At 36.3% G+C, this 26,175-nt stretch carries 19 protein-coding genes; 10 read left to right on the top strand and 9 right to left on the bottom strand.

The features are described from left to right. The first annotated feature begins 212 nt into the window (after window positions 1-212). The gene (locus PL8927_RS06245; protein WP_083618685.1) at window positions 213-818 is read left to right on the top strand and encodes a class I SAM-dependent methyltransferase; all 606 of its coding nucleotides are present in this window, start codon (window positions 213-215) and stop codon (window positions 816-818) included. 277 nt (window positions 819-1,095) lie between these two features. Here PL8927_RS06245 and PL8927_RS06250 read toward each other — a convergent pair whose 3' ends face one another. From PL8927_RS06250 to PL8927_RS06275, 6 genes are all read right to left on the bottom strand, one after another. Further along, window positions 1,096-2,388, bottom strand: a complete 1,293-nt coding sequence (locus PL8927_RS06250) for a DUF6395 domain-containing protein (RefSeq protein WP_083618687.1) — start codon at window positions 2,386-2,388, stop codon at window positions 1,096-1,098. 57 nt (window positions 2,389-2,445) lie between these two features. After that, window positions 2,446-6,441 (bottom strand): tetratricopeptide repeat protein, encoded by a 3,996-nt coding sequence (locus tag PL8927_RS06255; RefSeq protein ID WP_083618689.1) that lies wholly within the window; start codon window positions 6,439-6,441, stop codon window positions 2,446-2,448. Between the two features lie 102 nt (window positions 6,442-6,543). Next, a complete protein-coding gene (locus tag PL8927_RS06260) occupies window positions 6,544-11,079 on the bottom strand; it encodes a tetratricopeptide repeat protein (RefSeq protein ID WP_083618691.1) in 4,536 nt (1,511 codons plus the stop codon). A gap of 36 nt (window positions 11,080-11,115) precedes the next feature. Next, window positions 11,116-12,132 carry a calcium-binding protein gene (locus PL8927_RS06265; protein ID WP_083618693.1) on the bottom strand — a complete coding sequence of 339 codons (1,017 nt, stop codon included), beginning with the start codon at window positions 12,130-12,132 and terminating at the stop codon, window positions 11,116-11,118. Between the two features lie 847 nt (window positions 12,133-12,979). Beyond that, window positions 12,980-13,747: a DUF1350 family protein gene (locus PL8927_RS06270; protein ID WP_083618694.1), complete on the bottom strand. Its 768-nt coding sequence runs from the start codon at window positions 13,745-13,747 to the stop codon at window positions 12,980-12,982. A gap of 122 nt (window positions 13,748-13,869) precedes the next feature. After that, entirely contained in the window at window positions 13,870-14,460 is a 591-nt protein-coding gene (locus PL8927_RS06275) for a rhomboid family intramembrane serine protease (RefSeq protein WP_083618696.1), read from the bottom strand. A gap of 113 nt (window positions 14,461-14,573) precedes the next feature. Here PL8927_RS06275 and PL8927_RS06280 point away from each other — a divergent pair, with 113 nt between their 5' ends. Beyond that, entirely contained in the window at window positions 14,574-15,143 is a 570-nt protein-coding gene (locus tag PL8927_RS06280) for a hypothetical protein (RefSeq protein ID WP_083618698.1), read from the top strand. A 56-nt stretch (window positions 15,144-15,199) separates the two neighbouring features. Here the strand turns inward: PL8927_RS06280 and PL8927_RS06285 are convergent, their stop codons facing one another. After that, window positions 15,200-15,502 (bottom strand): hypothetical protein, encoded by a 303-nt coding sequence (locus PL8927_RS06285; protein WP_083618700.1) that lies wholly within the window; start codon window positions 15,500-15,502, stop codon window positions 15,200-15,202. A gap of 256 nt (window positions 15,503-15,758) precedes the next feature. On the opposite strand from PL8927_RS06285, the gene PL8927_RS06290 reads away from it, so the two are divergent. Continuing rightward, entirely contained in the window at window positions 15,759-16,265 is a 507-nt protein-coding gene (locus tag PL8927_RS06290; protein WP_231505931.1) for a hypothetical protein, read from the top strand. A 26-nt stretch (window positions 16,266-16,291) separates the two neighbouring features. On the opposite strand, the gene PL8927_RS06295 is transcribed toward PL8927_RS06290, so the two are convergent. Beyond that, window positions 16,292-16,960, bottom strand: coding sequence for an RNA polymerase subunit sigma-70 (locus PL8927_RS06295; protein ID WP_083618704.1), 669 nt, complete (start codon window positions 16,958-16,960; stop codon window positions 16,292-16,294). A 142-nt stretch (window positions 16,961-17,102) separates the two neighbouring features. Between PL8927_RS06295 and PL8927_RS06300 the strand changes: the two genes are divergently transcribed. From PL8927_RS06300 to PL8927_RS06320, 5 genes are all read left to right on the top strand, one after another. After that, entirely contained in the window at window positions 17,103-17,987 is an 885-nt protein-coding gene (locus PL8927_RS06300) for an ABC transporter permease (RefSeq protein ID WP_083618706.1), read from the top strand. 14 nt (window positions 17,988-18,001) lie between these two features. Continuing rightward, window positions 18,002-18,874: an ABC transporter permease gene (locus tag PL8927_RS06305; protein WP_083618708.1), complete on the top strand. Its 873-nt coding sequence runs from the start codon at window positions 18,002-18,004 to the stop codon at window positions 18,872-18,874. An 82-nt stretch (window positions 18,875-18,956) separates the two neighbouring features. Then, the gene (locus PL8927_RS06310) at window positions 18,957-20,036 is read left to right on the top strand and encodes a polyamine ABC transporter substrate-binding protein (RefSeq protein WP_083618710.1); all 1,080 of its coding nucleotides are present in this window, start codon (window positions 18,957-18,959) and stop codon (window positions 20,034-20,036) included. Between the two features lie 84 nt (window positions 20,037-20,120). Continuing rightward, on the top strand, window positions 20,121-21,236 hold the full coding sequence (locus PL8927_RS06315) for an ABC transporter ATP-binding protein (protein WP_083618837.1): 1,116 nt from the start codon (window positions 20,121-20,123) through the stop codon (window positions 21,234-21,236). Window positions 21,237-21,410: 174 nt separating this feature from the next. After that, window positions 21,411-21,839: a hypothetical protein gene (locus tag PL8927_RS06320; protein ID WP_083618712.1), complete on the top strand. Its 429-nt coding sequence runs from the start codon at window positions 21,411-21,413 to the stop codon at window positions 21,837-21,839. 24 nt (window positions 21,840-21,863) lie between these two features. Here the strand turns inward: PL8927_RS06320 and PL8927_RS06325 are convergent, their stop codons facing one another. After that, window positions 21,864-24,191, bottom strand: coding sequence for a cation:proton antiporter domain-containing protein (locus tag PL8927_RS06325; protein WP_083618714.1), 2,328 nt, complete (start codon window positions 24,189-24,191; stop codon window positions 21,864-21,866). Window positions 24,192-24,321: 130 nt separating this feature from the next. Between PL8927_RS06325 and PL8927_RS06330 the strand changes: the two genes are divergently transcribed. Together PL8927_RS06330 and PL8927_RS06335 are read left to right on the top strand one after the other, a co-directional pair. Further along, a complete protein-coding gene (locus PL8927_RS06330; protein ID WP_083618716.1) occupies window positions 24,322-25,191 on the top strand; it encodes a M23 family metallopeptidase in 870 nt (289 codons plus the stop codon). 364 nt (window positions 25,192-25,555) lie between these two features. Beyond that, window positions 25,556-26,092 (top strand): late competence development ComFB family protein, encoded by a 537-nt coding sequence (locus PL8927_RS06335; protein ID WP_083618718.1) that lies wholly within the window; start codon window positions 25,556-25,558, stop codon window positions 26,090-26,092. Window positions 26,093-26,175 lie beyond the last annotated feature (83 nt).

The raw sequence follows: 26,175 nt of genomic DNA on the forward strand, positions 1-26,175 counted from the left end.
CTCTGTTCTCTAATCTTTGTGCTATAAAAAGTTAAACAAATAACGGCTTATTTGTAAAATTTATGACTAATAGCTATACATTCTAAAAACTAAACTATAGACCAATATAGCGAGTCTAAATCATTTGTATCATGGCTATGCTTACGGGGTAAAAGTTTGACCTGGGTTTGATTTGTACAACTCAAATAGACTTGCTATATAATGCTTAAATTATGGGACAAGAAAGAGATGCTGATTTTTATAACAGCGTTTATCAAAGTTCAGAAAAGTATAAGAAAAAACCTGAATTAATTGAATATTATTATGAAGTTTGGTGCGAAGGCATTAATCAAATTAAAAATTATGTATCTCAACCAAAATATTTTATGGACTTGGGTTGTGGCCCTGGTCACTTTGCTTCATTATTAGCTTCAAATTTAGATACTTTAGAAAAATATGATGGGTATGATTTTTCAGAGACCGCAATTAATATGGCTCAATCGCTTATCGGTAAAGATATTAGATTTAATTTCTATCAGCAGGATTTACGATTGTTTAATTTTCCCCCAAGCCTAAATGATAATTCAATTATAACAATGTTTGAATTTTTAGAGCATATCTCATTTGATTTAGAACTAATTAGTAAAATTCCAGTAGGTACATGGGTGGTGTTTAGTGTTCCTTCTTATGATAGTGAAGGTCACGTCAGATGGTTTGATTCTTTGCAGGAAGTTAAAAATCGCTATGAACCATTGATGAGCATTGAAAATATTTACATTTGTAACGTCAAGAAACATAGTATCTACTTATGTATTAGCCGGAAAGTTGGTGAAGGTTAAAATACATAAATTATTCCCATGAGTTGATAGAAGTTATTGAGTATCTATTCTCAAATCATTGTACAGTAAGTTTTTCAAGTAAACATACCAATTATAATCAAATTCTTTGGCAGTAAAGGTTTCATCAAAAATACAGAGTTGACTCTATGGAATACAATTCATCATCAAATTCATTCTATAGTAACAAGAAAACTGATAAAAATTTTTCCGATTAGTGAACAGCTTGACAAAAAGAGTTTTGACTTAACTGTAATATCATAATCATATTCTTACCTTGCTATTTTTTTAAATATTTAACCAGATCATCTTTTGTTTTTATATGTAAATTATTGTACTTTTCGTTGTCAAAATAGTCTCCACAATGTATTAATTTATTTATATCATTTTCATTCATAGGTTTGATTCCATATTCTTGTAGTTTGTTTTTTACATATTCTCTAAATGTATTAGGAACCATATCAATTATATTATTCTCTTCCTCTAAGTATGGTGTATAATATTTTTCAAGATATGATAAATCAATATCCTTATATTGTTCTAAAAATTCATTAGTATATCCACATTTTTGTGCTGCATATGTAGAAGACGTTGCCATTTTCAAAGGAAATTTATATAGTACAGATCCCCAACTAAGGTTGTAGTTAATTAGTTTACCTTGCATTCCTAAATTCCTAAAACACTTGAAACAATTTTCACAATAATTTTTATCATTTTCTATCTTGCGATTACAACTACAAGCTGTGCCTTTAAATGGGCTTTGGTTAATTATCTTTGTTGTGATAACTTCAGAACAGCCGCCTAAAGGATAAAAGAAATTATAACCATAGGCTTTATAAATTCTATGCCATCTAATAAAGAGAGATTCGCCTTTTCTCTTTTTATCAATTACGTCAATGAATCTATGACCTGTTCCTAGAAAAACAGACTCCATAATTCCACCTAAAGCAATGTGACCAATATTATAAAATTGAGATAACAATATTATTATTGCACTATATCCAATTCCTGAGTGAAAACCATATGAATAGTTTTTATTTTCATTGTTTAAAATATACGGCCTAATTAATTCAAAATCAGTTTTTACAATTTTTAGATTTTTGATTTTTGCTTTCTCCATAAATCTAAGTGCATTATAATTATAATTAACACAATCCTCTATACATATGTTAAAAGGAGCTTTTGATTTATTTAAAATTTGCTGAATCACTTTAACACTAGACTCTTTTGAAAAATCTCTACAGCAATATATGGGTATTGTTTGATCGGCGGGTAAACATAATAGTGATGCACAGGAATCATTACCGTTACTGAATGCCAAACCAATGTTCTGTCCACGTAATGGTTTATTTATTTTGTTATGTATATGGGATGGATATTCGTATGCGCCTATTTTTTCAAAATACCCCATGTACCACAAAAGATGAAATATTGCTAATTCTTTTACCTCATGATCTACTTCGTTTATTTGGTAACCTTCAGGTGCTTCAAAATAAAATTTATCATTGTTTAAATGAAGATATACTATGTTATCTTCTTGTGTCCAAGTTATTTTTAAGTTTTTTAAGTTCATAAATTTATTCCTTTGTCTAGTAGATAAAATGAATAATTAACATCAATCATTTTCAAATTAAGAATTAAAAACATCACAACCAGACTTTTGGAGTATCAGCCAATAATAGCCTTGATAATTTGTACTTCTTTGAACAAGTTTTATTACCTCAATATCAACTTTGTGCTTTTTCTCTATCATTTTAGCAATAACCTTCGGTTCAGCAATAGTTTGATTACTTTCCAGATAATCTCCAGTGATGGGCATAACCAAATACCTCCGAGTTATTTTATACAGTTTAGGAAAATACTCATCAAATAACTTGGGTACTAAGCCCGATGAAGGATCACAGTTAACTAAATCAAAAGATTTATCTTCTTGACTATACAGATTAATCAAATTGAAAGCATCGCCAACTATATACGTCCATTCAGGAAAATATTTAGTTTGCAAATTTTTCAGGAAATCTTCATTGATTTCATTCAAAATAACATTTTTTAGTCCAGCTTTTGCTGCATGGATTACATCATATTTTCCCAATTCACCAGTAAATAAAAACAAGGACTCTTGACAATTTTTCAGTATTTCTATAGGGTAAGGTGTTTTAGATACAAAATTTCTGGTAACTTCACTACCCGGACTACTATGATATGGTGGTAGTTCTTTGAAAAAAGTTTGGTTACTCATATTTTTTGTCGTATCAACTACCATATCTTTGTGAGATAATTGTAATTCCTTGAGTTCATCTAATATTGAACTTGGAAAATGTTCCGACATAATTTGCCAAGGATTATATTGATCAGTAACAGAACTACGCTGACCATAACGCTCAAAAGTAGTCAAATTTTCAGAAAACTTAATATCTAATGCCATCGCATTAATATCAGTCAACTTATATCCACAATGTCCTACTTTAAGATAGCGATCATTAACTTGAGTTATAATTGAGTTATGTTCATCTAGTAGTTCCAGACCTGCCTGATATAGTATTTGAGTCATTGCCCCATCCAAACCTCGATTTTTATTTAAGTTTTGCCAAAGACTGAAATTTAATCTATCTAGCAACATTCCAGATAAACACCTTCCCATTCCTGTGGTTTCTCCCAATCTTATAAGATCTGTTTCAACATTATAACCAATCCAATGTATCATGTCTTCCTTTTGTAAATCAAAAAAGTAAGCATCTGTTATTCCACAGAAAACTAAACCTTCTTTTAACTTCTGATCATAAAATTCTATTAAACTTCGAGAAATTAAATCATCAGAGCCAACTATAATAACAGCATCAGGATTATAATCTCGACATCTGTTGATGCCGTATTCCCACTTATCACTCAAAGGTTGATTCTCATATTCAACATAATCAAATCCACAAGATTGACAAAGTTTGCGGGATTCTTCTCCTTCTGAACCCACAGCCAAAAGCTCTAATTGTATTTTGCCAGCTAACTCCCTTTTTAACATTGAGTAATAAGAAAGAATTATCTGAGTTAACTCTGGACGTTTCCAAACACAAGTATAAATAACTATTTTATTAATCTTAAACCTATCAATGTAACTATTAGAAATTACTGTGCTATCTGAGATATCTTCCAGTACATTACCCCAAATATTTTTAATCACAGGAATGGCAATTAACTTTCTAACATCCTGAACAATTTGCCCAAAATTTTGTCCTTCCTCTACTTTTCCTTTTTTGAGGTAAGCTTCTGCTAATAAAGGAAAAACATCCTTAAACATCGGATAATAACTTAGTAGATGAGAGCATCTTTCGATCACCTTATCATATTCTTGTTTACGGAGAGATGTCAGTGCTTGTTTAAAAACTTTTTCCCCTTCTTCTATACCTATACTCAAAGAAATTTCTGACTTTTTCTTTTCATCAGATTTTCTTGATATTGGTTTTAATTCAGGAGTTATTGGCTGAGAATTGACTACAGTAGTTAATTCTTGTAGTTGATTAACAAGATCAGCAGGAAAGCATTTTTCTAAAATTATCCAGGGTTGCTCTTGAGAAACTAAAACACTGGCATCACGTTCAAAATATCTTTCAACGGGTGTAATATTATCAGAAAATTTAATATCAATGGCACAAGCTCCTATGTCAGCCATTCTAAATCCACAATGACCAATTTTAAGTTGTTTATCACCCACATAAGCTGCTACACAATTATCATATTCCAATAACTGTAAACCTAATTGTTCCAATTTTCGAGTCATAGCACCATCAAGACTAGAATTTATATCGAGTCCTTTCCAGATGCTAAATTCTAGTTTATCCAAGAGTGTCCTCGATAAACATCTTCCCATGCCGATGGTTTCTCCAACTCGCACTGGATCTTTTTTACCACTATATCCTGTCCACCAAACCAAATTTTGATTATTAACATCAAAGAAATAAGCATCTTGTAAGCCACAAAATACTAAATTATCTTTCAGTTGACGATCATAAAATTCTATTAAATTCTGAGATACTATATCATCGGAACCCACGATAATAACCCCATCAGGATCGTAATTAGCACATTGATTAAGACCATACTCCCACTTAGAACTGAGTGGTTGATTTGGGTATTCAAGATAATCAAAACCACATTCTTCACATAATTTTCGAGAAGCATCCCCTTCAGAACCAACTGCCAAAAGTTCCAGATGAATTTTACCCGATAACTCTTTTTTCAGGTGTGCATAATAAGATAAAACAATTCGGGTTAACTCTGGCCGTCCCCATACACAAGTATAAATTATAATTTTGTTGATACAGTTATCATTGATAGCAACAGATTTAGGTTGAGCATTATCTGACTCGCCCGTAATGATCGCACCCCAATTATTGATAACTTGTTGAGTAGCGATTAACTGACGAATATATTGACTATTTTTTAAACAAAATTCTGCTTCTTTAATCTTTTCTTGGTTAGTGTAGGCTTCAGCTAGAATTGGAAAAATATTGGCTATACTCGGATGTAAACCCATGACTTGAGCGCAGTCTGTTATTGCTTGATGGTATTCCTGATTGAGCAGATGTTTTCTAGCTGAAATAAATAGTTGATTCTCTTGTACTATATTTTCTTGTGTTAAATAAACATCTCCTGATCTTAGATGAATTTTAGGATTACTAGCATCAATTTTTGCAGCCATTTTGTAAAATACAGTTGCTTGATCTAATTGACCTTTTTTACTTAAGATATCAGCTAATTTTAAACACATTTCAGCATCTTTGGGGTTTACTTCCAATGCCTTATAATAAACCTGTAAATCCGTCGGATTATCTGCAACTGCTCGGTGATAAACTTGAGAAATTTCTTCAGAATAACTCTGAATTTGATGTTGTAGAGCATCCCCTAACTTTTCATGAACCTGTGGCAAATTTGGATCGAGTTTAATAACATTACGATAGGCTGCGATCGCATTTTCCCAATCTTCTTTTTTAACTAAAACATCCCCTAAATTATAATATGACCAAACAAAATCAGGATCTAACTCGATAGCTTTTTGATAAGCCGCGATCGCATTTTCCCAATCTTCTAATTCAGTTAATGCTTCTGCTAAATTATGATAAGATAAGGAAAAATCAGGATTTAACGCAATTGCATGACGATAAGCAGTTGCAGCTTCTTCCCATTGCTTTTGCTGAAGTAAAACATCCCCTAAATTATTATAAGACCAGGAAAATTCAGGATTTAATTGAATAGCTTGATGATAGGCTTTTACGGCTTCTTCCCATTGTTCTAACTTGAGAAGGACATCACCTAAATTATGATGGATTTGAGCAATATTGGGTTCTATTTGAATAATTTGATGATAACAATCAATCGCATCTTGCCATTGTTCTAATTTTAATAGAATATCTCCTAATGCTTGCCGAGGTTCTATCCATTGAGGTTGTAATTTAATGGCTTCTTTGTAAGCTGCGAGAGCCTCTTCACATTGCTCTTGTTCGACTAAAGTTTTAGCTAAATTATAGTGAGATTGAGCAATATTAACACCTTGTTTTTGCAGGCGACCAGATGCTAATAGATGACGGCGTTTTGAGATTTCAGATTGCAGTTCTTGTTCTAAATCTAAAGACATAACTTAACTCACTAATGGTTAGGCTGAGAGGGATTATAAAATTTTTCTGAGGTTGCTATCTTTCCTAATCTTTCCAAGACAGCAGAGGAAATCAGGAAACTTTCAATCAATTAATTTTTTGGCTAATTCTGTTGCTTGACGATAGGCTTTAACCGCTTCTTTCAGGTTTCCCTGTTCTCGTAAGGTATCCCCTAATTTATGATAAACTCGCCAAGCATTAGGTTCCAATTTAACAACTTGACGATAATAAATAATAGCAGATTCCCAGTCTTGCTGTTCAAACCAAATATCCCCTAATGTTTCTTGAACAGAGACTAATTTGGGATTTAATTTTACCGCTTCTTGATAGCAGACGATCGCGTCTTGCCATTGTTCCTGCTGTGCATAAATATCTCCTAATAAGGCTTGAGTTTCTGCTAACCAAGCCGTTTCACTGGGCGGTGAAAAATCAGGGTTGAGTGAGGACTTGTTTTTTTCAGTTTTTTGTTGAATAGCAGCTTGATAGGCTTGCTTATAATGAGCAATGGCGGCTTCCAATTGATTTTGTTGTTGTAACCCTTGGGCTAACCGTTGATGAGCAACAATTTGCTGAGGATCACGGTCTAATACCTGACGATAACAAATCATTGCTTGAGTCATTTGCCCCCGTTTCCAGAGGGCATTTCCTAAGCTGAGATAATCCTTTAATGTGGCTTTTTCTGGGGCTAATTGTAGGGCTTCATACATACAATCTTCGGCATTTTCTGAACGTCCTAATGTTTGCCAAAGATGAGATAATTGATGATAGGCTTGGGCTTGGGGTTGAATTATAATTGCTTTTTGATAACAGGCGATCGCTTGTTGCCATTGTTGATCTTGGGCAAAAATATCACCTAATTCTAAATACAATTCTTCATTCTTGGGTTGCAAAGAAATAGCTTTTTGATAACACTGTTTGGCTTTTTCCAGCTTTTCCTGTTTAATAAATACTTTGGCTAATAGTTTATAAACAGCAATATCTTGGGGACTTTTTTGTAAAAGTTGCTGACATAAACGCAGACAAGATTCATATTGTTGTTGAGTATAATATTCTTGTGCTTGTTGCATTGAAATAGATTCATTAACGGCATTTTTTGGAGTAGAGACTTCAGAAATAATATTAGCAGAACGCATTGGGCTGGCGAGAATTGGTTGAGGGGGTAAATTACCTGCCATTAATAATAAAACTTGCCGATAGTCAGAATTTCCAGCCACACCTTTATGATGATGTAAAAGAGCTTGAGTTAAATTTTGTAATGCTAATAGTAACCGAGGATTTAATTCCAAGGCTTGATGATAGCAAGAAACAACATCTTCCCATTTTCCTTGAGCAACTAATACCTTTCCTAAACTATTATAAGATTCAAAGGATTTGGGATTAAGCTTAATAGCTTGTTGATAAAAACTTTCAGCATCTGCCCATTTTCCTTGTGCTGCGAATAGTTCTCCTAAATTGTGATACACTTCAACCGGGTTAGAATTTCCCTCAAGAGCTTGACGATAACAGGTTTCGGCTTGATTAATTTTGCCTTGACGGAATAGAATATTACCCAGGGAAAGATGTTCTTCTGGTTTAATATTTTCTGGTTCTAAACTAAAGGCTTGATACCAACAGGAAGCAGCTATTTCGGGTTTACCAATTTTACTCCAAACTTTTCCTAAGTTTCGGTGAGCTAGAGCTAAATTGGGTTGTAATTTAATCGCTTTTTGATAGGAACGAATTGCCAACTTCCAGTATTTAAGTTGAGCGTATAAATTCCCTAAATTACCATGAGCAACGGCTTCATTTGGTTTCAGATTAACAACATTTTGATACCATTTAAGAGCTTCTTCGGGTTGACCTAAGCCTTGTAAAGCTTTTCCTAAAAGGTGATAAGCATCAACGGTATTGGGATCGAGTTCAATTACTCGTTTACATTCTTGAACTACCTGCGGATAGTCTTTTTGTTCAAAGTAAGTTTCAGCCGTTTTTAAAGTGATTTCTATTTCAAGTAAATCAGATTCTTCAACCATTATATTCTCTTGTTTAGAGAGACGAAATAAATCTAAGGAAGTTAACCGATTTCCTAAATTATTAGTTATTTTTGATTCTCGTACTGATGATTCTTCGGAAAAACTATTGCGGTTTTTATTGTAAGAAGTAGTAACCATGTTAGCTCTGGAACTCCCTTGATAAGTTTGCTGTTCAATCTGTTGTAAATCTAACGAAATTATTGCAGTATCTATTAAGTCTATTTTGGGTTTTATTAAAGAGGGTTTATGCCTCTCCTTTGGTTTCCCTCTCGCTTTAACTGGACTAGAATCAGAGTAAATTTGAGTTTGATCTTGGAGATTAGGATCTAGAATTTTTAAGATTTTTTCTAAAGTGTTTATTTTGACATAAATATCCTCGATTAATGGAGATTGATACATTAACTGTCGCAAGGGATAACAGGGAAATTCTTTTCCTGTAATGTAATAATGTTTCAGTCCTAATTGTTGACTAATTACCCAGTAATAGTGACGAATATAATGGGGAGATACTAATTCAATTACAATGGTTTCAGGACGACAAAACATTAAATTTGTTAATCCTGCACCATGAGGAGTAATAATGACTTTAGCATGAGCAAATAAACAAGCTTGTTCTTCAACCGATAAAGTTTCTAATTCAACGGGAACAACCCCCCATTCACTCACATAAGCAATCACATCATTTTCATTAAGAATTTGCCGATATTTGGCTTGATTTCGGCGAATAAAAATTCGCTCTGGATAGTTATTTTTAGAGGAACTAAGAGCCGATGAAAACAACTGACGATGAAAGTTGATAATTTCAGGTGTTACCCATCCCACTGACCCGGTAAAGGAAGGAATAATTAATTGTTTTGCTTGAATATAAGGATGGCGATCGCTTTCTATAATTTTAGATTCAGAAATTCCTAACTTTTGTAATGTTTCTCGCTGAAAGGGAGCTTTAATACTATTCACTAAAAACCAATCAATCGATTGCCAATCCGGTTTTTCTTGTTGTAAAATAGCAAAGCGGGGTAAAATATCAACCATCCAATGAAAATACACATTTCCTGATAATCCAGATAATACAGCGACGGAACCGGAAATTTTTTCTAAAGGAGGAAATTCTTCTAAAGAAAAGATTTGATGTTGCTTCCAATCAATTGTTTCACATCCGGGTAAGGGAGTGGGATAAAATCGGGATAAATCCGTTAAAAGTTCATTTTTGGAGTTGAGAATCGCGATCGCATTACAAACATTCCACCAACTTTTTTGAGGAGCTATCCAAGCTTTTCCATGAGGAATAATTGTAATAGATGGAGGTGGAGATTCCCAAGGAATATCTTGAGGTTGAGAACAGTCATAGATTCCTTCTGCTAACCGAGTAGGCTTTAAACGTTTAAACACTCGATTTAAACAAATCGGACAGTCTAAACCCTGACAGTTAGGATGGGTAGGCTCAGATTGATGAAAATCAGCAGAAAATTTAATCTTCAAATTTGATAACTTGTGTTTTTTATGATCTAATTTTTGTTGTTCTAATACCTCAGTTAACTGTTGATAAATTTCGGGTTGATCAGGATTAATCCCCAAAGCTTTATGATAATAAATAGCCGCACTAACTAGGTCTTTTTTATGAATAAAACACTGCGCTAATTTTAAATAAGGAGCAATCCCATCTGGATCAGCTTGAATAGATTTTTGATAATAATATTCGGCTTGAGGATAATTTCGATACTCGGCTAAAGTATTTCCGAGATGAAAGTTAATTTTAGCAAAATATTGATTAACTTCCTTTGATTGGGGATTGTGTTGTAACGCTTGGATGAATTTTACACAGGCGATTCTGGCTTGATCAAGTTCGTCATCACCGTCTAAATATTCAACACTTTGACAATAGGCAGTAATAAAGGGTTGTTCTAATTCAATAATTGTTTTAAAATGAAGCATCGCTTCAGAAAGTTGATCCTGCTGTAACAGTGAAGCAGCACATTCACTATGAGCCGTAATTGATTCGGGTTCAAGCTGAATCAGTTGTTTAAAATATTGAATAGCAACGGTGTGTAAGCCTTGCTTTTGAAAGGCTTTTCCTACATTTAAGTAAGCTTCTTTTAAATCCGGTTGCAGTTGAATTGCTTGCAGATAACCTGCGATCGCAGCATCAATATTGCCCTGTTTAAAGTAAGTATGGGCGAGGTTATGATGTAGTTTAGCAGAATCAGGGAAAAGGGCTAAACCTTGATTAAAGACTTGAATTGCTTCTGACAAATTCTCTTTCTGAACCCAAATTAATCCTAAATTAATATAGGCATTAATTCTTTGAGGATTCAGTGCGATCGCCCTTTGATAATTTTCTAAAGCGGCATCGATTAATTCTTGCTTTTGTAGAGCAACGGCTAAATTATAATATCCTAAATCTGAATTAGGATCTTGAACAATTTCTTGTTGATAACGTTCAATTTCTCTCTCTAACGGTGGATCTAAAATGGCTATTGATAGAGGTAAAATAGGGTTGTCATTAGAGGGAGATATTTGCTTTTTCTGAGTCAGATTTGCATCAGAAGATAGCAATAGATGGGGTTTGTCTGATAATCTGGTAGTGTTAACGGAACGATTGTTAATCATGGGAAATAGAATCAGCACAAAAGGATCGATTTTTGCTTAAATTAAGCGGAAGTTATCATCACTGAGATTCAAGTTAGTACCCATTTGAATCACAGGTGTTGCTTGTCCTTGTTGATCGAGGTAATACAATGTTCCGGTTACATTGTCATAGACAAGGTTGTCATTACCCGCAACTAAAGAATTGTTGGGATTAAAATTGGCAATGACAGTCAATTCTCCCGACTGAAGAGAACCGTCTGTTTGTGTACTAATAGCATTAAATAAATTTGCATCTAGGAAAATCTCGTCTTCTGAGACATTAAAATCAGTGAGGGTATCTAATCCAAATACTTTTGTAATACTATTGGGTGTTGATTCGCCTGTAAAGACAAAACTGAATGTATCTGCACCTAAACCGCCAATTAAACTGTCATTTCCTTTATCTCCACTCAGGTAGTCATTCCCATCTCCACCGATGATAGTATCTTGGCCCTTACCCCCATACAAGGTGTCATTGCCTTCTCCACCCATTAGGCTATCCTGGCCTTCACCACCATAGATGAAATCATTTCCTACCCCGCCGGAAACAACATCATCACCCAGATCTCCATATAATAAGTCATCGCCTTCTCCCCCATCTACAGTGTCATTATCTTTTCCGGCGTAGACGGTATCATTACCAGAGCCTGCAATAATAGAATCAGCGCCTTGATTACCAAACAAAACATCATTGCCATCCCCACCAAAAATCAGGTCATCTCCTTCATCTCCAAAGATGAAATCATCCCCACCACCACCATCAATGGTGTCGTTTCCTTTGCCAGCATAGATGGTGTCATTCCCATCTTCTCCGTATAGTTTATCGTTACCTTGGAAGGCTAGAATAACATCATCTTCATCTCCAGCGCAGGCTCCATCATCCTCATTACCCAGGACGATCTGATCACTGCCCAGAGAACCAATCAGATTGTTAGATTTATCGATAAAGCCTTCTATAATGAACCCACCATCTTTCGACTCAGGATCGGTTTTTATAAGAGCGGGCTCCGTTGGATTTTGACAGGGTAAAGACATAGTAACAACCTAGCTTGTGATGATGGGGTAATAAAGCCACAGGTTCTTGGAGTTGAAATCTCGACCACTTAAAGTTTCAACCCCAAGCCTTTTAGGTAGGGGCTGGAGAAAAATCAGAGACAAGCTTACAAACTTGTAATACTTGAGAGAGCAAATTATGAATATCACAATTGATTCGGTGTTTTTTTGGATGTTACAGTTGTAAAGCAACTCTTGATTCCTCTTGCACCTTAAGTGTTTGAGATCTCAGGTTTAAGTTGCCTGAAAACTACTATCCCTACATACCAGTATCCGAAGAATTGTCCGGATTGATCCGCAAATAAATTCTCTGAATAAATACTGATAAATTCTCTGGAGCAATAACTCCGTAGGGATGCCTCGAAATCGTTGGTAAAATCTGTTACAAAACGAAGAATAATCTTAACAAATTAAGAATTATTCATCAGAAATCCGTTAGCATAAGGTATTCTATTTCTGGAAAATCTTCCCTATCTGTGGGGATAGGAGAAGTTAAGCATCAAGGACTCATGAACCGGATTTAATATGAAAATAAAATTAATTTTTTCTTAACTTAGCTGTAAAAATATTGACACAAAGATTTGACCCTAACCTGAATAATACTCGACACAAAAATCAGGATAAGGAAACTCAGAATTGGTATTTTTTTTGCCTTTAACCCTATTATTCCCGGCAATGGTTTCTGAAATTAATTTTTGAGTTGATTCTGAGATCGTGGCAGATGGGATCTCACCAACGCCTACCGTTAGACGTAATAATTCCCAATTAGTTCCCTAATCATGATCAAATAGTAGAGACGTTAAATTGAACCTCTCTACTGAATACCGATTTAAACAGACATTAAAGGATTTAACCAATATAAAATCTGTTTTTTAAGTTGATTCAAATCTTGATAAACCGCTTGTTTCATCCATTGACCAATGGCATCGAAGGGGGTAAAGGTTTCTCCCACTGACCAGCTAACATTTTGACCGAGGGGAGTTTGATGATCTCCGTTGAGTTTTTGCAAGGTTGTTAACCCTGGAAACCGTTGATCTAAAATTTGATGTAAGTTAGAAGTTTGATCAATTGTGTCTTTAGAGAATTTAATTAAAAGATTTCGTCGAATTTGATAGCGATCGCCCACTAAACGGTTTGTTTCTTCAGGAGAGGGAGTAAATTCTACAGCCATCACTTGAGAAAGTTGTTCAACTAAGGGAATCGATTGACGGGCGGCATAATTATTAAATGACATTAAAACATTTCCCGATCTTTCTATGGGAAATAACGAACCGATTAATAAATGAACTTTACACCCCATACTATGTCCTAATCCATAAATGGGTAAACCTCGCCGTTTTAATAATTGCCGATCATATAAATCTTCTAAACCATCTTCAAATGTCCATAAAACCTCTTGAGCAATAGTTGTATGATCGAGGGTATTTACAAAAGGAGTCGCAACAATTGCATAACCTTGCTGTGCTAATTCTTCTAATAAGCAACGATAGGTTAAATGCGGTGCTGTTGCCACAAATGCCCCGCCCAAAAAATGCACTATAGCTTGAGGACGCGGAGGAATTAAAACCCAATTTCCTGAAATAAAAAGCCAGTCCATTTAATCTTTTACAATTGTTGTTTTGACATAAAATTAATACCCTCTACGAGCAGAATTTTAACTCTGTTATAGAGGGATTTATACTAATTATACCTAAATTTCGGGATTTTGGGTAAATCTAATTATTCTTTACTTCGATGAGATTTTGCCAGCATTTGTGCAGCGAAGACACCGCCGATAAATCCAAATAAATGCCCTTGCCAAGAAATCCCATATTGTGAGGGTAAAACACCCCAAATTAAGCCTCCATACAGCCAACCTACCAGTAAAGATAAGACAATAGAAACGAAACTGCGTTCAAAAAATCCTCTTAATAGTAAAAATCCTAAATATCCAAAAATAACGCCACTCGCCCCAATATGAATGGTATAGGGAGAGCCGAATAACCACACTCCTAAACCACTAACAATCATGGTGATGAATGTGACTACAAAAAAGTCTTTAACATCCCGCAGCATCACAAACCAACCCAGTGTGATCAAGGGTAAAGTATTGGCGGCTAAATGACGGAAATTTCCATGTAAAAAGGGGGCAAAGAAAATACCTTCTAACCCTTGAACATGATGGGGACGAATCCCTAAGCGATTTAACGCGCCTCTAAATACAAAAAAATCAATAATTTCAATGATCCACAGCAACGCCACAATTCCGCCTAAAATGAGGATATGGCTTTGAAGTTCCTGGGTGAGTGAGGTTTCTGTTCGGTTAGACATAATCGTTCTGGCTTAGAAGATAACGTGTTTCGGTTAACTACAAAACTAGCTCCGGTCGTTTCGCATTCGGCTATTATCAATTATATGATAATCAAAAATCGAGTCAATTGCCCATGAAAGACCTTCAATTAGGAAAATATCTCAACTTAAATGATTTTTGCACCTGTACAAATACTTATCAAAAATATTCAGATAAAATTAATCCCTATCCGAATTCAGAAGAATCAATTCAAGCATTAAAAGCGTTAAATTATTATATTATTGACCCGGTTATTGATTATTTTAGTCTAGCTAGATTTCAACTTACCTATGGTTTTTGTTCCCATGAATTAAGAGTTTATTTAGATAAAAAAGATCCGATTACCGGATTAAAAAATGGTCGAGTTGCTCCTAACCTTGATCAACATATTGCCCATGAAGTTAAAAAAAATGGGAAATATTATTGTCAACGATTAGGGGCGGCTTGTGATTTTATAATTCGAGAGTTAGAGAGTGATCAATTAGTGGATTGGATTTTAAAACAAAAACTTCCTTTTGATTCTCTCTATTTTTATGGGAAAAATCGCCCGATTCATATTAGTTACGGCCCCCAACAAAAACGAAGTATTTGGACATTTACCCCGACGGGTAAACCGACTCAAAAAGGAATTGAACATTGGGTTAAAACGGCTAAAGAGTTCTGAGATATACCCAAAAACCCGGTTTCTTTGAGAAACCAGGTTTTTATCGCTGAGTTAAATTAAACGACCAATTGACATTGAGGACAATTGCATCCTGCTATCGGGGTGTTACTGTGATCTGTTGTCCAATTTGGAGCTAAGGTGATAGAAATTTGATTCAGGCTGACGGGTTGTTTAACCCGATAATTTGGGGTAATTTGAGGTTTTAAAAAGGCGATTTTAGCGGGAATAATGGGCATAAATTGAGCCATTAATCGATGAGTAGAGCGAGAGGCAAACATCGGTTGAGTGAGTGTTAAAATAGAGATAACAAAAACACTCAATGCTAAGATAAAAACCGAGAACTTTTTGAGAAATTTCATAGCTAAAATGATCACAAAATAGTGTTCTAACCTGTTACCTATTTGGGGGAATCGGATCAGGATAATATGCCCATTATAGAGCAAGTCTCAATCCATTGTGAAAACCCATGAATTAGAAACTTGGCGACTTGAACAAACTCGGTTTCTCTGGAGAATTTGAACAAAAGCCGAATCCCCTCCTCAAATTGTGAATTTGGCTTAAACTAGATCACATCAACTGATCCCAAATTTTGTAAAGATTAAAGGATGATGGATGATGAACGGAACTGTATCCCGCTTGATAGTCTTATTATTTGCCATTGGTGGAGTGTTCACCAGTTTATCCGCAATTGCATTAGCGGGTGGCCCCCCTCCCGGTAAGCCCGTGCAACCCCAAGCTGCACCTGCAACAACCCAACCCAATTCTACCTCTAACTCAGAAAAAGAGGATATTCCTCCTCAATTTCCCTTGCCAAGTGCAAGAGTTGGTGCGGTGAATGGAGTCGTGATGATTAAATTAATTAATAATGCTAACGTACCCATCCAATATCAACTAATTGGGGGAACTCGTGAAGAATGGTTAGTCAAAAATTCCACGATTGAAGTGCAAGGTTCACCTCCGATTACCTTAACCTATCGGCGACAAGATGGAGGTTTATTACTGGTTAGACCTAAGCAAGCTTCTCCTGGGGTTTTAGAAGTAGAATTTGAAGTCACCAACGATTTTAATATTGATACCAAATCCCTCAATATTACGGAATCGGGAAGCGTATTTTTGAATTGATTTCGATGAGGATCTGCCCCTCTAATTTAAGGCTTTAAAATTTGTTGATCGAGATCCGGTTCTAATTGAGAACCTAGGATCTTTTCATGCCAATAAATTTCCCGGATATCCGCAGGTAAATTTTCCTCCAAAGTACGATAAGCTCCTTTTAATAGCTCTTTAACTTCAATTGGAGAAACAGACTCTCCCTCGGCTTGTAAATAGGCAGAAATCCGAGTTTCACTCCAATGAAAAGTTTGAGCCATGACCAGAATTAACCTTAATAAAGGTTCCATTCGATCTAATACTAATCCCACATAACACCACAGAGGAGGAGGTGCGGCGGATAAAGAATATTGAATGGATTCAACGGGGGGTAAATCCGCTTGATTAATACAGACTGCGGTAACATTAATTAACCAATTTTGTAGCGTGGTTCCCCCGTCTGTATTGTCTTGTTCCCTTAAATTTAACGGTCGCATTTCATAAAAAATATGTCGCCAGGTTTGAGAAAATAAATAATCCGCTTGTACAGGCGATCGCACTGAATGACGAATTAAAGTATAGACAATTAAACCATAGCGGCAGAAAATAGCAACAAAGTATTTACCCTGATCAGGATAATTCTGAAACAGAGTTAACAATTCCTGGTCTTTATGATGAAATAGGGATTTGACCAGTGGATGACTTGATTCAGGTAGGTGAAGCGTTTGCACGGTAACTGACAGCAAATTTTAGCTGGATAATGTTTTCCGGTTGCATGATAGCTTATCTGGGTTCTGAAATCAACTCTTGAAGCTTGATCTGTCCTCTGCTAAACTCCTAACCCCTTTAATCTAATATTCTTAATTTTAATTTATGGCTTTCTTCCCGCAAAAATCGTCTAATTCCAGCCTTGAAACCCGAAAAACCAGAAACTTATTAATCTTATTACTTCCTCCTACAATTTGGTTACTGATTTTCTTTGTTATTCCTCTGGTTATTGTCTTAATTTATAGTTTTTTAGAACGGGGAACTTATGGAGGTGTAGCCTGGGAATTTACTCTCAGAAATTATCAACGGTTAGCGAATGATTTATACCTAAATATTTTTGGGCGATCGCTGGGACTTGCTGCTTTAACCACCTTAATTTGTTTAATAATTGGTTATCCCTTAGCCTTTTTTATTGCTACTTCTTCTCCCCGTTGGCGAAATTTGTTATTATTTTTAGTGATTATTCCCTTCTGGACAAACTTTCTGGTTAGAACCTATGCTTGGATGATTATTTTACGTTCTGAAGGCGTGATTAATACCTGGCTCCAAAGTTTAAATTTAATTCAAGAGCCCCTTAATTTACTGTTTACTCCCTTTGCGGTTATCGTGGGTTTAATTTATGGGTATTTACCCTTTATGATTCTTCCTCTCTATGCAACAATTGAACGATTAAACTTTTCTTTAGTTGAAGCTGCTCATGATTTGGGTGCAAATGATATTAGAACATTTTTCAGAATTATTTTACCCTTAACTACCCCCGGAATTATTGCCGGGTCTATTCTAGTTTTTATCCCGGCTTTAGGTGCATTTATTACCCCGGATATTCTCGGAGGGGCAAAAACAGTTATGGTCGGAAATTTAATTCAAAATCAATTTTTACAAGCCCGTAATTGGCCCTTTGGATCGGCGTTATCAATGGGATTAATGATATTAGTCTTAATTCCGGTTATCATTTATTTTCGGAGTTCTAATACAGAAACCTCTATTTAATTTATATTAAAATTATGAACACAAAAACCCTTGATAAATTGATTCATACCTGGGGAAAAACAGGATTAGGGATACAGGCTACCCTCGGCTTTACCTTTCTTTACTTACCGATTTTAATTTTAATTATTTATTCATTTAATGCCTCTCGGTTTAATGCTAATTGGACAGGATTTACATTAAAATGGTATCAAAAGTTATTCAGTGGCTTAACCGAAAGTACCGCAGATATTTCTACTCAAAACCTCTGGGGATCGCTACAAAATAGTTTAATTATTGCCATTGCTTCAACTTTAATTGCCAGCCTTTTAGGAACAATGATGGCATTAGCTTTAGAACGTTTTCGGTTTCCTGGGTCTAAATTTTTAGAAGCGTTATTATTGTTACCCATTATTATTCCTGAAATCACATTAGGAGTTTCCCTGTTAGTGTTTTTTACGTTAGTTTTTAGAATTCTTGAAAATCTGACTGGAATTCGCTTGACTTTAGGCTTACCTTCGGTAATTATTAGTCATGCAACCTTTAGTATTGCCTTTATTACGGTTACAGTAAGAGCGCGTTTAGCTGACTTAGATCCAGCCTTGGAAGAAGCCGCTTTAGACTTAGGAGCAAATGAATGGAAAACCTTTTGGCGAATTACCTTTCCTTTGATTTTTCCTGCGATTTTAAGCGGTGCTTTGTTAGCCTTTACCCTATCGTTGGATGATTTTGTTGTCACCTTTTTTACTACCGGAGTCGGCGCAACAACTCTGCCTTTATTTGTTTATGGAATGATCAAATTGTCCATCACTCCAGTCATTAATGCTATTTCAACTTTAATGTTACTGGCTTCTCTTTTATTCGTGATCTCATCTTTGAAATTGCAAGATAAAGCTACGGTCAAAAATTAAAAAGACTTGTTTTTATATCCCATTCAGTTTAAAATTAAAATATCCCTTGTTTACCTTAAATTTTAATATTAATTTCTCCAACATGAAACGAATTTTAACCTTAATTCTGCTATTCTGTTTAGGTGTATTTTTACCCTTTGGTTGCACCGCTAATCAATCTAACGCACCCCAAACTACCCCTACCGCTAATGTTCTCAATTTATATAACTGGTCAACCTATATTGACCCGGAAGTCTTAAAAGCCTTTGAGCAAAAATATCAAGTTAAAATCAATTATGATACTTATGATAGTGCGGAAAGCCTTTATGCTAAATTAAAAGCCGGAAACCCTGGTTATGATGTCGCATTTCCTCCTGATTATATGGTTAAAATTATGATCAATGAACAGATGTTAGAAGAATTGAATGGTGATAATATTCCTAATATCAAAAATATTGAACCTAATTTTTTTAATCCCCCCTATGACCCCGGAAATAAATATAGTATTCCCTATCAATGGATTACCCTAGGAATTGGTTATAATATTAAAAAAACCGGAGAAGAAATTAATAGCTGGTCAGCCTTAGTAGATCCAAAATATCAAGGTAAAGTCAGTTTATTAGATGATATGCGCCATACAATGGGGGCTATTCTCATGTATTTAGGCTATAGTCCTAATACGAAAAATCCCGAAGAAATCCAAAAAGCACGAGATTTCCTAATTAAAAATAAAGATAATATTGCTGCATTTGCACCCGATACAGGTCAACAATTATTAAATCAAGGAGAAGTGACTTTAACAATGGAATATAGTGGGGATATTTTTCAAGTTATGGCAGAAAATCCTGATTTGCGTTATGTTATCCCCAAAGAGGGAAGTATTATTGGGATGGATAATATGGTCATCCCCAAAGGCGCACCCAATAAAAAACTCGCGGAAACCTTTATTAACTTTGTTTTAGAACCCGAAAATAGTGCTAAAATTTCCAATTTTATTGATTATGCTTCCCCTAATAAAGTAGCCATTGATCAGAAATTAATTGAAGCTGAAAACTTAAAAAATCCGGGGATTTATCCCCCTGCTGAAATTTTTAATAAACTCCAATATCTGCAAGATGTAGGAGAAGCTACTAAATTCTATGATGAAGCTTGGACAGAAGTTAAAGTCGGTGTGGGAAAATAAAAAATGGTTAATTATTGACTCTTTTGGTGCGTGCGAGAAGCTCTTACGCACCCTACAACTGCTCCCCTTCTCTCCTTTTTTCCTATGAATTCTGCTGTTGAATTATTGAATGTTTCTAAATTATTTAAAGGATTAAATAGTAAAGAATTTCTAGCTGTTAACCAATTGAATTTAGAAATCAAAACCGGAGAATTTTTCTCCTTATTAGGGCCATCAGGTTGTGGAAAAACAACAACATTAAGAATGATTGCTGGATTTGAACTTCCCACTTCTGGGGAAATTTTAATTCATCAACAACCGATGAAAAATCGTCCCCCTTTTTATCGTCCAGTCAATACCGTTTTTCAAAATTATGCCTTATTTCCCCATTTAACTGTTGCGGAAAATGTTGCTTTTGGACTGGAAATGGAAAATGTGTCTCGTCCCCAAATTAAGAGCCGAGTTACAGACGCATTATCTTTAGTTAAATTAACCGATTTTCAAACTCGTTATCCCCGTCAACTTTCCGGTGGACAGCAACAACGGGTGGCGTTAGCGAGAGCATTAGTTAAACAGCCAAAGGTGTTATTATTTGATGAACCCTTGGGTGCTTTAGATTTAAAACTGCGAAAAGAAATGCAGTTAGAACTTAAAAAAATGCAGAAACAATTAGGCATTACTTTTATTTATGTAACCCATGATCAAGAAGAAGCGTTAACCATGTCTGATCGAATTGGGGTCATGAATCATGGAGAATTATTACAAGTAGGAACCCCCCTAGAAATTTATGAATATCCTCAGACTAAATTTGTTGCAGATTTCATTGGAGAAACTAACTTTTTGACGGGACGAGTTACCCAAATCCAAGGACAACAAATCACGGTTTTAGTAGATGAACAACTTTCTATTCATCTAACAACTTCTCAACCTGTTATAGAAGGACAAATAATCAATTTAATCATCCGTCCAGAAAAAGCCACTCTCTATGCTAATACTGATCAAAATAGGGGAGATTATCAAAATGTAGAAGCTTGGAAAGGAATCATTGAAGAATCAATTTATCTGGGAACAGATACCCGTTATGCTGTGCGTTTAACTGATCAAACTTTAATCATGATTCGCTGGCAAAATTGGCATCGAGATGATCTACAACGTTTTACCCTTGGTGATCAGGTTAAAGTAGTTGTCCCACCCAATAGTATTAATATTATTAGTAATTAAAATAATAAATATTATGATAAAAAAACGCCCATAACTAACACGATGGGCGCTCAATCCGGGTGCAATGCTATCAATTCACATTATAATATTCTACAGCTATCAGAGGCAGATAAAATGATAACCTTTAACAAAAATTTACAATAATCTTTTCTAAAATCTTCAATTTTTACCCCCATGACTCCAACCTTAATCGGACGCTGGCAAACTCGTCTTTTTCTCTTTGCAACCGTTGGTGTTTTAGTAACCTTAGCCTTTGTTGGGTTACAAACGGGTGATCAACCCCGATCAATTTACTTTTGGATTTTAGGATATATTACCTGTTTTGGCTTTTTCTGGGATATTTTCTATATCAAAATTCAAAAATTTCGCTGGGATCGAGATTGGCCTGGTGCTTTTCAATTATTAGCAGGAATTTGGGAAGCTTTGTTTTTACTAACCTTGATCAAAATCATCGGTTTACCCGGTATTTCTCCAACAGAATTTAATCTGGGATTATTTATTTTCCATTATAGTTGTGTTTGGATTGCTATTTTTATTACCTCTCAAAGTCTGATCAGAATTTTATGTCCTTACTGGCGTTTTCGAGGAGGACAATGGTTTTAATTCAACTTTAAACCGTTAATTCCCTTAATTTTTAAGAGTTAAATCTTCATCTATTTCTTTCTCTTTTTCTTTTTCTTTTAGAGCTTTGAGGGAAGGAAGATTAATCGGAATCATTTCTCGTCTGGCTTGGTTTAAATCATGAAAACTCCCACAAAGTAATAAGCGATCGCCTGCTTCTAAATCCAAATTTCGACTCGGCCAGCGATGAAATTTATCGTCTCGACGTAAGGCTTGAACTTGTACCCTAAACCGACTCGCTAAATCTAATTTCGATAACGGTTTACCGATCACCGGGCTATTTTCAGGAATATTTAACCACTGACAAGAAATACTTTCCGCCGGAATTGTAACCTCTCCTTTCGCCAATTGATCTAACGTTGTTAAGGCGGCTGTTTCCCCCACAACTAATAATTTATCATCTTTTTCTAAACGCGCTTGACCATCAGGATAATCAATTTCTTCCCCCGTAGAACGTCGAATTGCCATCACACTAATTCCCGTCATCGGACGAATATTACTTTCTTCCAAAGTCATTCCCGTTAAGGGAGAACTCGGAGGTAACGCATACCATTTACTATTCATTTCTTGAGTTGCTTGCTGTAAATCTCGCGCCACTTCTTGAGGGGATTTTTTAGGGCGAAAATCTGAATACTGACTTTGACGAATTTTTTGCATTTCCTGTTGAATTTTATCTCCAGTTAAACCCATTCTTGTTAATAAATGAGTTGATAATTCTAAACTCGCTTCAAATTCAGGTTGTACCACTTCTTTTGCACCCAATTGATACAGAAGTTCAATATCCTTATCCCGATCCGCGATCACAATTACATCTAAATTAGGCGAAAATTCTAACGATCGCTTTAAGCATAATCGGGTACTCATTGGGTCAGGAATAGCGATCGCCATTGAGATAGCCCGATCCACCCCTGCGGTTTCTAAAACGTGCAAACTTGCCGCATTTCCATATAAATAAGGAATGTTATTATTTCTTAATTCTTGTACAGCTTGTTCCGATTGATCAATCACGACAACGGAATAATTATGACTTTGTAAAAGTCGAACTAAATTGCGCCCAACTCGTCCATACCCACAAACAATAATATGATTTTGTTGGGGAAAATTTTCAGCAATATCCGTAATTTTTCGACTGTTTTCTAAAAGATTAGATAAGTCCCATTTTTCCTCCATCCAATCTAACAATTTAGGAGCAAATTGTAAAATAAACGGGGTAATAATTAAGGTGAGGGCTGTTGTTCCCACAATTAATAAATAAATCCGTCGGGAAACTAACCCTAAACTTTGTCCAGCACTGGCTAAAACAAACGAAAATTCTCCAATTTGAGCTAATCCTAATCCGGTGATAATAGACGTTCTCCAAGAATAGCCAAATAATTTAACAATCGGAATAATAATTAAGGTTTTTCCGGCGACAATTAGCAACATTAATCCGATAATCAGTTCTAAATGTTGCCAAAGAAATACCGGATCAATTAGCATTCCCACCGCGACAAAAAATAAAGCGGCAAAAATATCACGAATAGGTTCAACATAAGTTAAGGTTTGATCGGCATATTCTACCTCAGAAATCATTAACCCGGCAACAAAAGCCCCCATTTCAATCGAAAATCCTAAATGTTCTGTTAACAGCGCAATTCCTAAACATAACGCCACAACCCCTAATAAAAATAGTTCTCGACTTTCGGTTTTAGCTAAAAATCGTAATAACCGAGGAATCACCCAAATCCCCGCAATAATTGCCCCTAATGCAAATAATCCAATTAATAAAAGCGATCGCCCCACCGCTTCAAAAATCACGCCTCCTTGGGGTTGATTTAAAGCAGGTAACACTGCTAACATTAACCCTAATGCTAAATCCTGTACGACTAAAATCCCTAGCATTACCTGTCCTTGAGGGGTCGCCATTTCATTGCGTTCCATCAAACATTTCAGGACAACGGCCGTTGAAGATAGGGATAAAATTGCCCCTAAAAAGATGCCTTGAATCGGAGAAGTATCCCAACCTAAAATTCCTGTTGCGAGGGCGGTAATTAATACCGTAAAGACAATTTGTAACCCTCCTCCTCCTAAACTAATTGCCTGGACTTTTTTCAACTCCGCCAAGGAAAATTCTACCCCCAAGGCAAATAGAAGAAAGGCTACTCCAAATTGAGCCAGGGTTTCCACTTGAACTAATTCTTTGATCAAGCCTAATCCACTGGGGCCAACAATCATTCCCCCAATCAAATAACCCAGAATCGCGGGTTGTCGGATTAACGATGCTAAAAGTCCTCCGACGGTTGCAGCGACAAGGACAAGGACTAAATCTACAATTAAGCGAAAGTCTTCTGGCACGGTTTATCTTAAAACGAAATGATTAAATGTAACATTCTGTTACTTATTCTCAGCATACTAAAATTGTGAAGAATTCGGCATTAGCCTTAAAATTTTAGGGGGAAAACCGATCAACCTTGGAGAGAGCAAGATGAGACTGAAAGTGCCTAGGTGGCTCAAGTCGTTAATGTTAAGCCTGATCACGGTTGCAATCGTTCTGGCCCTTCCAGGATTCGCTGCCCAGGTACGAGTTAATCCCTCCTCTCCTGAGTTGGGGGATACTCTCTCTGTGGTGTTGGAGTCCGCCAGTTCACCGAACCCACCCACCGTTAATTGGCAGGGTAAAACCTACCCGATGTTTGCTATTGGCCCTAACCGAATGCGGGCTTTATTACCGACTACCCCTTTAGATCAGCCGGGAACAAAGTCCCTGCAAGTTAATGATGGGTCACAGGTACAGAATTTAACGGTACAATTGCGCGATCGCTCCTTTCCTACCCAGTCAATTTGGCTCCCTCCCGATAAAGAAGACCTCCAGGGCACCGATCACGAATTTGATCGCGTCGATGCGTTTAAAGCCCTCGTTACCCCGGAAAAATATTGGAAAGGTGCATTTTTACGTCCCAATTCCGGTGAAATCACCACGATTTATGGCGTGCGTCGTTACTACAACGGGGATTTTGCCGAGGACTATTATCATCGTGGGGTAGATTATGCTGGGGGTATGGGATCGCCTGTGGTTGCACCAGCGGCTGGACGAGTGGCCCTGGTAGGGCGAGAATCCCAGGGATTTGAAATTCATGGCAATGTTATTGGTCTGGATCACGGTCAAGGGGTGGCGAGTATTTTGATGCACCTCAGCCGGATTGATGTTAAGGAGGGGGATTTTGTGCAAGCGGGTCAAGTCATTGGTGCGGTAGGATCATCTGGGGCTTCAACAGGCCCCCATCTCCATTGGGGACTTTATGTGCAGGGTCAAGCGGTTGATCCGGTTCCCTGGCGATATGCAGCGATGGATTGAAGTCAGATTTTTTGGGATCACTCAGGTTAAATGGGCATCAACTTGGCAATGGTATCCTAGAAGAAGTAGCCATAGGGTGAATGTCAACAACCCACCACTGACCTGAGTTATTCTTCAATGGGGGTCTTCAAGGGGGAAGAAAGATGATATTCTTAGCCAATGTTGAAAAAACAGAAAGCTAATTATGGCTCAGTTCAGCCTAATTCCCTGAGTATCCTAATTCCTATTTGACAATTCAGGTAACTCTCGTTTCCCCTCTTTCTGTCTCGATTGCAGCAGCGAAGAAATCAAAAAGCCTTTTTTAGGGAATATTTAGGCAAGATTCAGTTAAAAAAATAACAATGATGCCAAGTGTAAAAGCATTATGAGTATTGAAAAGATTGTTGAGCAAGCATTGGGAGATGGTTATCTAACCCCCTCGATGGAGGCAGAGGTTGGACGAATTTGTAACACCGCATCAGAACTGTCTATTGAAGAATATATGGCTCTGGATCGGTTGATGGGAGCTTTGTTAACGGGTGAAGTTGTTGTTTTACCCCGGAAACAATTTATTAATGTCATGGAGGAGTTAGTCCTCAGTGAAGCCATCGCTAGGGTTGCAGAAATTGAAGAAAATAGCGAACAAAGCCTAGATGTGGGAGATATTGCCGCCTATGCGTTAAATCGTCTTCCTCCCCTTTATGCCACAACGGAGGAAGGAGCCCAATTTCAACGATCAAGAGCGAAAGAAGAACTACAAATATTGATTTCTAATCAGATCAAAGCGGCGATTGAACGCAACCTCAACCGCGCAGCCCAAAATCAAACTGTTCTGGGTAAAGCCAGTGGCGATACCGTATTGTCCCAAGTTAGTGCTTTATTACAAACCTATGCCCAAAATTATGAACGCACCATCAGTTAGGGGAATGGCTCAAAATTAATCTCTCTATGAATTCGGAAGCCCACACTGTACCCCTAGATCCCTAGGTCAGTGTGGGGAGTTCA

The sequence above is a fragment of the Planktothrix serta PCC 8927 genome, from assembly GCF_900010725.2.
In the GTDB taxonomy this organism is placed as follows: Bacteria; Cyanobacteriota; Cyanobacteriia; order Cyanobacteriales; family Microcoleaceae; genus Planktothrix; species Planktothrix serta.

Excerpts from the sequence above, each read along its gene's own strand:
- PL8927_RS06245 (WP_083618685.1), top strand. The coding sequence starts at position 213 with ATGGGACAAGAAAGAGATGCTGATTTTTATAACAGCGTTTATCAAAGT.
- PL8927_RS06250 (WP_083618687.1), bottom strand. The coding sequence starts at position 2,388 with ATGAACTTAAAAAACTTAAAAATAACTTGGACACAAGAAGATAACATA.
- PL8927_RS06310 (WP_083618710.1), top strand. The coding sequence starts at position 18,957 with ATGAAACGAATTTTAACCTTAATTCTGCTATTCTGTTTAGGTGTATTT.
- PL8927_RS06255 (WP_083618689.1), bottom strand. The coding sequence starts at position 6,441 with ATGTCTTTAGATTTAGAACAAGAACTGCAATCTGAAATCTCAAAACGC.
- PL8927_RS06315 (WP_083618837.1), top strand. The coding sequence starts at position 20,121 with ATGAATTCTGCTGTTGAATTATTGAATGTTTCTAAATTATTTAAAGGA.
- PL8927_RS06300 (WP_083618706.1), top strand. The coding sequence starts at position 17,103 with ATGGCTTTCTTCCCGCAAAAATCGTCTAATTCCAGCCTTGAAACCCGA.
- PL8927_RS06285 (WP_083618700.1), bottom strand. The coding sequence starts at position 15,502 with ATGAAATTTCTCAAAAAGTTCTCGGTTTTTATCTTAGCATTGAGTGTT.
- PL8927_RS06335 (WP_083618718.1), top strand. The coding sequence starts at position 25,556 with ATGAGTATTGAAAAGATTGTTGAGCAAGCATTGGGAGATGGTTATCTA.
- PL8927_RS06265 (WP_083618693.1), bottom strand. The coding sequence starts at position 12,132 with ATGTCTTTACCCTGTCAAAATCCAACGGAGCCCGCTCTTATAAAAACC.
- PL8927_RS06290 (WP_231505931.1), top strand. The coding sequence starts at position 15,759 with ATGAACGGAACTGTATCCCGCTTGATAGTCTTATTATTTGCCATTGGT.
- PL8927_RS06280 (WP_083618698.1), top strand. The coding sequence starts at position 14,574 with ATGAAAGACCTTCAATTAGGAAAATATCTCAACTTAAATGATTTTTGC.
- PL8927_RS06330 (WP_083618716.1), top strand. The coding sequence starts at position 24,322 with ATGAGACTGAAAGTGCCTAGGTGGCTCAAGTCGTTAATGTTAAGCCTG.
- PL8927_RS06270 (WP_083618694.1), bottom strand. The coding sequence starts at position 13,747 with ATGGACTGGCTTTTTATTTCAGGAAATTGGGTTTTAATTCCTCCGCGT.
- PL8927_RS06320 (WP_083618712.1), top strand. The coding sequence starts at position 21,411 with ATGACTCCAACCTTAATCGGACGCTGGCAAACTCGTCTTTTTCTCTTT.
- PL8927_RS06275 (WP_083618696.1), bottom strand. The coding sequence starts at position 14,460 with ATGTCTAACCGAACAGAAACCTCACTCACCCAGGAACTTCAAAGCCAT.
- PL8927_RS06305 (WP_083618708.1), top strand. The coding sequence starts at position 18,002 with ATGAACACAAAAACCCTTGATAAATTGATTCATACCTGGGGAAAAACA.
- PL8927_RS06260 (WP_083618691.1), bottom strand. The coding sequence starts at position 11,079 with ATGATTAACAATCGTTCCGTTAACACTACCAGATTATCAGACAAACCC.